12 protein-coding genes and 1 pseudogene are annotated in these 8,508 nt (G+C 46.9%); 8 read left to right on the top strand and 5 right to left on the bottom strand.

Going from position 1 to position 8,508, the window contains the following annotated elements; translation table 11 throughout:
• From MiSe_RS45475 to MiSe_RS45445, 7 genes and pseudogenes are all read left to right on the top strand, one after another.
• Window positions 1-953: tetratricopeptide repeat protein (locus MiSe_RS45475; RefSeq protein ID WP_226593372.1), on the top strand; the 953-nt coding region annotated here is incomplete at its 5' end.
• A 234-nt stretch (window positions 954-1,187) separates the two neighbouring features.
• On the top strand, window positions 1,188-1,430 hold the full coding sequence (locus MiSe_RS45470) for a ribbon-helix-helix domain-containing protein (protein WP_226593370.1): 243 nt from the start codon (window positions 1,188-1,190) through the stop codon (window positions 1,428-1,430).
• A gap of 27 nt (window positions 1,431-1,457) precedes the next feature.
• A complete protein-coding gene (locus MiSe_RS45465; protein WP_226593349.1) occupies window positions 1,458-1,769 on the top strand; it encodes a DUF433 domain-containing protein in 312 nt (103 codons plus the stop codon).
• Window positions 1,770-2,156 (top strand): DUF5615 family PIN-like protein, encoded by a 387-nt coding sequence (locus MiSe_RS45460; RefSeq protein WP_226593347.1) that lies wholly within the window; start codon window positions 1,770-1,772, stop codon window positions 2,154-2,156.
• Between the two features lie 40 nt (window positions 2,157-2,196).
• Window positions 2,197-2,442, top strand: a complete 246-nt coding sequence (locus MiSe_RS45455) for a type II toxin-antitoxin system RelN family antitoxin (RefSeq protein ID WP_226593345.1) — start codon at window positions 2,197-2,199, stop codon at window positions 2,440-2,442.
• Window positions 2,443-2,491: 49 nt separating this feature from the next.
• A complete protein-coding gene (locus tag MiSe_RS45450; RefSeq protein WP_226593343.1) occupies window positions 2,492-3,091 on the top strand; it encodes a hypothetical protein in 600 nt (199 codons plus the stop codon).
• Window positions 3,092-3,186: 95 nt separating this feature from the next.
• A pseudogene (locus tag MiSe_RS45445) lies at window positions 3,187-3,306 on the top strand (type II toxin-antitoxin system RelN family antitoxin); the annotation flags it as partial.
• 107 nt (window positions 3,307-3,413) lie between these two features.
• Here MiSe_RS45445 and MiSe_RS45440 read toward each other — a convergent pair.
• The 5 genes from MiSe_RS45440 to MiSe_RS45420 all read right to left on the bottom strand — a co-directional run bounded on the left by MiSe_RS45440 (window position 3,414) and on the right by MiSe_RS45420 (window position 6,504).
• The gene (locus tag MiSe_RS45440) at window positions 3,414-3,647 is read right to left on the bottom strand and encodes a hypothetical protein (RefSeq protein ID WP_226593339.1); all 234 of its coding nucleotides are present in this window, start codon (window positions 3,645-3,647) and stop codon (window positions 3,414-3,416) included.
• 86 nt (window positions 3,648-3,733) lie between these two features.
• A complete protein-coding gene (gatC, locus tag MiSe_RS45435; protein ID WP_226593337.1) occupies window positions 3,734-4,027 on the bottom strand; it encodes an Asp-tRNA(Asn)/Glu-tRNA(Gln) amidotransferase subunit GatC in 294 nt (97 codons plus the stop codon).
• Between the two features lie 116 nt (window positions 4,028-4,143).
• Complete coding sequence (locus MiSe_RS45430) at window positions 4,144-4,665, bottom strand: photosystem I assembly protein Ycf3 (protein WP_226593334.1); 522 nt, start codon at window positions 4,663-4,665, stop codon at window positions 4,144-4,146.
• Between the two features lie 143 nt (window positions 4,666-4,808).
• Window positions 4,809-5,546, bottom strand: a complete 738-nt coding sequence (locus tag MiSe_RS45425) for a 2-phosphosulfolactate phosphatase family protein (RefSeq protein WP_226593332.1) — start codon at window positions 5,544-5,546, stop codon at window positions 4,809-4,811.
• Between the two features lie 130 nt (window positions 5,547-5,676).
• Window positions 5,677-6,504 (bottom strand): DUF928 domain-containing protein, encoded by an 828-nt coding sequence (locus MiSe_RS45420; protein WP_226593330.1) that lies wholly within the window; start codon window positions 6,502-6,504, stop codon window positions 5,677-5,679.
• A 112-nt stretch (window positions 6,505-6,616) separates the two neighbouring features.
• Between MiSe_RS45420 and MiSe_RS45415 the strand changes: the two genes are divergently transcribed.
• Window positions 6,617-8,311, top strand: coding sequence for a transglutaminase-like domain-containing protein (locus tag MiSe_RS45415; RefSeq protein WP_226593328.1), 1,695 nt, complete (start codon window positions 6,617-6,619; stop codon window positions 8,309-8,311).
• The last annotated feature ends 197 nt before the right edge of the window (window positions 8,312-8,508 follow it).

Raw genomic sequence — 8,508 nt, 5'->3', positions numbered from 1 at the left:
ATTGGGAGGCGGCTGAGCGTTTGTATCGACAATCGTTGCAATTGCGCGAAGAATTGGGCGATCGCGCGGGGATGGCAAGTTCTTGGGGAGAATTAGGCGATATCGAACGCAATCGGGGCAATTGGGAGGCGGCTGAGCGTTTGTATCGACAATCGTTGCAATTGCGCGAAGAATTGGGCGATCGCGCGGGGATGGCAAGTTCTTGGGGAGAATTAGGCGATATCGAACGCAATCGGGGCAATTGGGATGCCGCTGAGCGTTTGTATCGACAATCGTTGCAATTGCGTGAAGAATTGGGCGATCGCGCGGGGATGGCAAGTTCTTGGGGATTATTAGGCGATATCGAACGCAATCGGGGCAATTGGGAGGCGGCTGAGCGTTTGTTTCGACAATCGTTGCAATTGCGCGAAGAATTGGGCGATCGCGCGGGGATGGCAACTTCTTGGGGAGTATTAGGCGATATCGAACGCAATCGGGGCAATTGGGATGCCGCTGAGCGTTTGTATCGACAATGTTTGCAAATTGAGGAAGAATTGGGCGATCGCGCGGGGATGGCAAGTTCTTGGGGAGTATTAGGCGATATCGAACGCAATCGGGGCAATTGGGATGCCGCTGAGCGTTTGTATCGACAATCGTTGCAATTGCGTGAAGAATTGGGCGATCGCGCGGGGATGGCAAGTTCTTGGGGTTCTATGGGAGAAAATGAGCTTTTACGCGGAAACTTAGAATTAGCTGAAGTCTATTCCAAGCAAGGTTTACAAATGGCTGAAGAGGTTGGTGATACATACCTTGCTGCACAGATTCACTGGGACTTAGCGCGACTCTACCAACAACGCAACAATCGTACTCTTGCCCAACAACACTACGAAAATGCCCACCAAATTTTCACCCAACTTGGCGCAAAGAAAGATGTCGAGAAAATCGAACGAGAGTGGAGAGATTTCAGATTTTAGATTTTAGATTTTAGATTGGGAAGCGAGAAGGTTAAATTTTACTCTCAACGCGATCGATCCCTACCATCCTTCAGGCGATCGCATCGCCCCTAGCTCTTGCCAAGAAAGATATGGAGAGAATAGAGACTAGGAATTTTATATTTTAGATTGGAACTAGAAAAGTTTGCCGATTAAAATAAAGGTAAGCCTTCAGTCAGTTTAAACCACCATTAAATAACAACTCCATTTTTACCTATGAGTATCATCCTTACTCCCGAACAAGAACAACTCATCCAAGCCCAACTCGCTAGCGGGGGCTACACCAATATTTCCGAAGTTATTACCGATGCGCTACGGCTGTTAGAAAAACGCAACCAATACAATCTTTGGGTGGAAGAAGTTCGTGCCAAAATCGACATTGCAGCCGCACAACTCGATCGCGGTGAAGGGGTTGATGGTGAAACAGCGATCGCTCAAATCGGAGCCAAATTCCCATAAACTATTAAATAGCCTTGGAGATCGGTCATGACACTCAAAGAACAACTCCTCCAAACAATTGAAACCCTGCCCGATGAACTACTGGCAGAAACGCTGAAATTTGTCCAAACCCTTCAGCAACCAATTAGCAAAACCCCTGGAATTTGTGGCGGCGCAGCGCGAATTCGGGATACCCGCATTCCCGTGTGGACGATAGTTACCTACCAACAACAAGGCGCAACAGATTCAGAACTTCTTCATAATTACCCTGGATTGACTCTCCTCGATCTGCAAGCGGTGAGAAACTATTACGAACTCAATCGAGAAGAAATAGATCGATGGATTGCTGAGAACGAATAAATGCTGAAGTTCTATTCTAATGAAAACTTCCCGATGGAAATGGTTTATTTGCTGAGGTCACTTGGCTATGACGTTTTGACCTCCTACGAAGCCGGACAAGCAAATCAAAAAATACCAGACGAGCGAGTCCTCATATATGCCACAAATGCAGGGCGAATCGTTATTACCGAAAATCGCCAAGATTTCATCGACCTCCATTTTACCACCTCGAATCATGCAGGAATTGTCATCTGTAAAGCCGATCGAGATTATGCAGGCAAAGTGCAAGCAATCCACAACTTTTTTACCCAGGATACACAGCCTATGAACAATCGTCTAATTCGGGTAATGAAGCAAAACGTGAAAGGAAGCCAACAAGCATTTACAATTCACGAATATCCAAAGTAGAACTGAGTGTAAGTACTGACAGACTCGTTTAGCAGAAACAATGAAAGCAATCAAAGTGATGGGAACTATTAACGACCAAGGACAGTTGTCTTTGGATCGACCTTTACAGTTGACTAAAAATAGTCGTGTTGAAGTGATTGTCCTGATTCCAGAAGAGTCAGAAATCGATGAAGACGATACCCCTGATGCAGAAATCCTGGCAGATTTCCGTCCAGCTTGGCACGAAGCAATGACCGGACAGACGATTCCTGTTTCTCAACTATGGGAAGGGATCGAAGATCTCTGAGGCATTACCAATGTTATAATAAAAATAGCGATCGCTTGCCTATTTCACTATGGCTTACAGTGAATTCACCCTTCGGAAAGCGCGTCAAGACTTCAATCTCATCATCCATGAAGGCGGACGTTTTATTCCTGAGATTCCTCTGATAGCCGTTGACGATCTGTTGGTAAGAGAACTCGAAGAAGGTTTACCGCTGGTGTTGGCTAGAGGCAGCGAAAAAGCACGATCTGAATGGATTATCAGTCCAGTTCTCACCGCCGTCCGTCGATACCTCAATCGTCAAATTAGTTTATTTTCTGGGGAAGACTTTACCGTCGATCCAGAGCTAGGACTCAATGGAATTTGTGATTTTTTAATTAGTCGATCGCCCGTACAATTAGAAATTGAAGTCCCTGTTGTGATGATGGTTGAAGCCAAAAAGGAAAACCTCAATGGTGGACTGGGGCAATGCCTTGCAGAAATGATAGCCGCTCAAAAATTTAACGATAAAAATCAAAACCCCATTTCTACAATCTACGGAGTTGTTACCAGTGGAACAGCTTGGAAATTTCTCAAGCTGGAAGGACAACACGCAACGATCGACATTACAGAATATCCCCTCAATCCCATCGAGCAGATTGTCAGCTTTCTCGTGTGGATGGCAAAGGAATAGTAATATAATGTCAGGGTGAATACTTATAATAAAAAAATAGCGTTCGCTCAAATCAGAGCCAAATTCTTAAATTTATGACTCGTTTAGCAGAAACAATGAAAGCAATCAAAGTGATGGGAACTATTAACGATCAAGGACAGTTGACTAAAAATAGTCGCGTTGAAGTGATTGTCCTGATTCCAGAAGAGTCAGAAATCGATGAAGACGATACGCCTGATTCAGAATTTTTCAGTCAAATCAATGGGGCGTAGGGGCACGGCATCAATAAGTTTTGTCGCCTAATCAAAGGTTTTTTCCTGCCGTGCCCCTACAATTGTGCAAATTACATCTTACCTTTCTGCATCACTTCTTGCAGGTGCTGACGCAGCTCTTGTGCGTGACGCAAGTCTTCTTGCTGCAACTTTTGGAACAGTTCTACACAAGGCTGAGAACCGATTTCTTGTGCTTCTTGGATATAGGTTTCATACGCCTTGAGCGCTTCCGACTTGTTTTGCAATACTGTAAGCAAGTCGTATTCCAGGTTATTGATGGCGCTGGTTCCTTGATTGTTATCCATATATTTGGCCTCCACTAAGATTTCCATCCACAACGGTGACGTATCTTAGGAAGGCTGTTCATCTATCGAAAAGGGTATTATATGATTCACTCTTCGACGTTGAGGATTTGCGGGACTTTGAAGAAGTCGCCATCCCCTTCTGGTGCGTTGTTGAGGATGGCTTCCCGATCGAGATAAGGTCGCAGTAGATCGAGTCGCGTTACGTTGCTGACGTCAATTGCCCTTGTTGTGGGTTCTACTTTACTGACATCTAACTCCCCCAGCTGCTCGACATATTCCAAAATACTCCCCAACTGGGTGGTAAATTGTTCCTCTTCCTCTGGGGTTAATTCTAGACGGGCTAGTATTGCAACTTTGCGGACTTGGTCGCGGTCAATCATAAAATTTGCTAATTGCTAATTGCTAATTGCTTATTGCTAATTGCTAATTGCTAATTGCTAATGGGTAATTTTTTCTGTTAGCCATTAGCTATTAGCCATTAGCCATTAGCGATTACCTAAAAGAACACATCTACTTGCGATCGCCCGGTGGTTTTGAGCCAGTTTTGGGCTTCAATATAGTTGTTGGGGGCGAGGCGAATCGCTTCTTTCCAATACTCGGCGGCTTTGTCGTATAAAGCTTCCGCAGCTTCGCTTTCCCCTGCTTCCTTCGCTTTGTCTCCCTGGTAATGAAAAATTACGGCGATGTTATTCAAAGCTTGGGGCAAGCGGGGATTGAGATCGATGGCTTGGTAATAGTATTCCAATGCCTTCTCGTGTTCGCCGTTGCTGGTGTAAATCAGCCCGATGTTGTAAAGAATGTAACTGCGGTCGTTGGAGTCTTCCTCCAAGGTTAGGGCTTCAAAGTAGTTGTCCAAGGCTTCGGCGTACTCGCCATCCGCCTGGGCGGACATGCCATCGCGGTAGTAAACGAAGGCTTCTTTGGCTTTCTTATTGGCGGGCATCAGCTTCAGGATCATGTCTGCCATCACCGTGAAGCTTTTGTCGATGAAATTGTCGTTGCGCTGGGTTCTTGGCATATTATTCCGTGCTATGGAGCTAACTTTTATTTTGAATTATGGCGCAGCGGGCAAGGGGATGGAATTTTAGATTTTAGATTTTAGATTTTAGATTTTAGATTTCAGAAGGAAATAAAATCTGAAATCTAAAATCTGCCATATAGCTACTGCCCCTTGACTAAAACGCCCGGTTCGTGCTGTATCGGCAGGACATCCAACAGATCGGTTTGCACGCAATATTTTAAATCTTCATCGCAGTGCAAGCGGAGGAGACGCTGACCGTGACTGGCGTGGTGCATTAGCTGCAATAGGTTATCTTTCCACTGGTGATACAGGGCGATCGCGCTAATCACCTCATCGTTACCAGCAATTTCTTCCGGTGCCGCGCCGAGTGCTGCCAACATTCCGCAAGCGATCGCTCCCGCACAGGCGGTATCTTCCAAGGAAAAACTACCTTCCCATCCCGACCCTACTACCCAAACGGTTTCCGGGTTCTGTGCCAAAATATACTTCACTACGGCTTGGCGATTGACAAATGCGGCTGCCAGAACGGCTTTCGCGTCCTGCACCCGCTGTAAAGTACGAGTCCCGTTAGTCGTACTGATAAATAACCGCCGTCCCAGGACTCGTTCCGGCGTGCAGTCGAGGGGAGAGTTGCCCATATCGCACCCTGTGACTGGCGCCCCGCCGCGTTCCCCAGCCCTGATGCGCTTTTCTTGGGGCCAAGCTGCACTGACTTGTAAGAGTTTATCAATATCGCTAAACACTTGTACCGCTTCCGCTCCAGATGCCAGGGCAGTTGCCATTGTCGTAGTCGCTCTCAGGACATCTACAGCGATGGCGCAGTCGGGTACGCTACCGCTGGGAGTCAGTTCGGGGGTGTGGTAAACAAATAACTTCACAAGCTTTCCGCACCTGCAATTAAAGCCGTCGAGATATCATTTTATGTGGTGCTTGTTACCGAATGTTAAACAATTTTCCGGCGGTTATTAAAAATTCACCCTGGCAAGACCGAGAGGGAAATAGTTGCTCCTACGGGCGAGAAACAGGTCTAATCTGCGTCTCTCTTGCCGATAAAGGCTGAATTAGGGGTTGATTGGCAATTTTTTGCAGATCTACAGAGGTTAGGAGTGCTAGCCAGTCATTTTGCAGCGCGGGGTTATCAGCAGTGCGACGGAGGTTGGCGATCGCTCCGAGAGCATCGTACCAAATTCCATACTTAGCATAAACCGCAACCTTGTCCTGGGGGGAAGTTGCTTGGGCTAACTCGCTCACCATCCGCGACGGAGGGGCAATCCGTTGGATCGAACCTGCGGCTAATTGATTACCAGAACGGTCATCCTCATTGGGATTGCATACCAGAGTAAAAGTCCAATTGTAAGTCTTGCCCAACTCCAGGATGGGAGAATTGGCACGCTCGGGGAGGCTAAAGCTGACAATACCTGGTGAGGGAATCGTCGAGAAAGTGGTTTTGTAAACAAATCGGTTATCTGCCGATCTCAGCACAAACTGAATCTGGGGCGTTTCCCCTGGGTTGATAGTAGGCACGTAAACAAAAAACGTCGGACGCGCCGCCAAAGTCGTGCCAAAGCCATTCACCGGCACCAAGGCAATGGGATTATGGATCGTAGGAGATGTTTCCGCAATACAGGGACCGCGGGAACCGCCCCCTTCCCGTCCCTCCGGTCTGCCAAGATTAGAAGGTGGCCTGTAGTTTCCCCAATTAGGGGATAATCTTTGATCGCCAGACAAGCGCGACTGCGCTTGCAGCGACTCGACACCGAAAGCGGGGATAGCCACCGCCAACAATACCCCCACCGAAAGCTTGAGGAAACCTGAAACAAATTTTGTCCCAGTCATAATAAAACCTTTCTTGTGGTAGAAATGAACAACCATAAAAGATAGTTAATTTGGAGTTTGTGTTCCTGCGTTTCAGTTGAAAATTGTTTATTCCCAACTCATAATCGATCTTATGATTTCCGATACGCTTGCGCTTGTTCCCAAACAAAATCCCTGGCAACGGACGATCCGACCCTTTGGAGCTTATGCTCTGCATGGCCTAGCCCTTTTGGGAGATATGCTAATTGCCGTGGACTCGGCGCGCGGGTATTTACTGCAAATTGATATAACCAGCGACGATACGGCGATTTTGAACCCCCATCAGGTGGCAGACTTTGAGGGAGCCACAGGTTTAGCAGTTTGGGAAGATACGCTGTGGGTGACGCGGGAAGAGAGCGTTTTTATCTGCAATTTGAACCAACTCAAGACCCAGGGTGCATCGCCACTAGAGCATTTTGTCACCTTGCCCTACAGCGCCGACTCTGTAGCAGTTTGGGAATCTACGGTTTATGTCTCCTGTCAGAAAGCAGGCTACATTTTTATTTATAACCGCCAGACCCGACAACAGATAACCCAATTTTACGCCCCTGGAATTGGTGTGGAACATCTGACGGTGCGCGGGGAAGAAATCTGGGTTTCGGATGATATCGAACAAACCGTATATTGTCTAGAGCGGGCTACAGGTGAAATTAAATTTAGCGTCCTGACGCCGTTTGAGTGTCCTACAGGGTTAGCGTTCCGCACCGATGCTCAAACAAAGCAAGATATTCTTTACGTGGCTTATGCGGGCGATGAGCCTTATATCCGGGATAACCCGAATGCCGATCCGTCCCACGAAATAGAGTATCGCGATCGCACGTTTATTCACCCCCTCCACTTCCACTACAATCCCGAAAAGCGCTACGCTCTCTCCAACGGCTATTTACTAGAAATGTCCTACGTCGAGGAACTCTTACCCCTCGAACAGATCGATTTAGATGACGTAGAATGGCGCATCGCCCTACCATCTGATACAGACCGACAAAAAGTAATTTCGGTTTCTCCCATTGGTCGCCCTTTTACCGAAGAAATTCTAGACGGACAGCGGGTAGCGGTGTTTAAATTTGACTCCCTCAAACCCGACGAACGGCATTTATTTGGCTGGAAGGCGCTGTTAGAAGTTCGCAGCATCAAATATCGTCTTACCCCCCGCGATTTAGAAAATCTTCCCCCGCTGTCGCCGGAATTTAAAGAAAGATATATGACGGATAACGACAACTTAGCAATGGAAACCGATATTATCCGTCGTGCTGCGAAAGAATCAATTGGAACTGAAACCAATCTGTTGCGGAAAATTTATAAAATTCGCAACTATGTTTATGACAAGCTTTCCTACAGCATTAAGCCGCACATTGACACCCCAGATGTCGCTTTAGAACGAGGCACTGGTTCCTGCGGCGAATATTTGGGCGCCCTGCTCGCTTTAACTAGGCTAAACGGCATTGCCAGCCGTACCGTCGGTCGATATAAATGTCCAAAATATGCCGAATATCAGCGCGTTCCTTTGCATCCAGATTACAATCACGTTTGGATGGAATTCTACGTGCCAGGAATGGGTTGGTTACCAATCGAATCCAATCCCGATGATATTGTTGATAATGGCCCCTACCCCACCCGCTTTTTTATGGGTTTGTCTTGGTATCACATTGAAATTGGCAAAGCCATTCCATTCGCTACTTTGAAAGTACAAGGAAAGCCTGTAAATAAGGAAGAAGTTTCAATTGGAGATTTAGCGATCAATCACATCCGGTTTACAATTTTGTCAGAACTTCCACCCCCGGAATTTTAGATCCCCCCGTACCCCCCTTGTTAAGGGGGGTACGGGGGATCAGATATTGGAGTAGGGAACATAGATAACGTTTGATTTCTCGCCAAAAATTGCAGATGCCGTGCCCCGAAAGCCTGCATAATGCAAAAATTGTAGATGCCGTACCCCTGTAGCGGCACGGCATAGATAACGTTTGATTTCTCCCCAAAAATTGCAGA

It is taken from the genome of Microseira wollei NIES-4236 (assembly GCF_020521235.1).
GTDB lineage: Bacteria > Cyanobacteriota > Cyanobacteriia > Cyanobacteriales > Aerosakkonemataceae > Microseira > Microseira wollei.
Note: the sequence above shows the minus strand (reverse complement) of the source record. Positions and strands in the feature narration are given on the sequence as shown.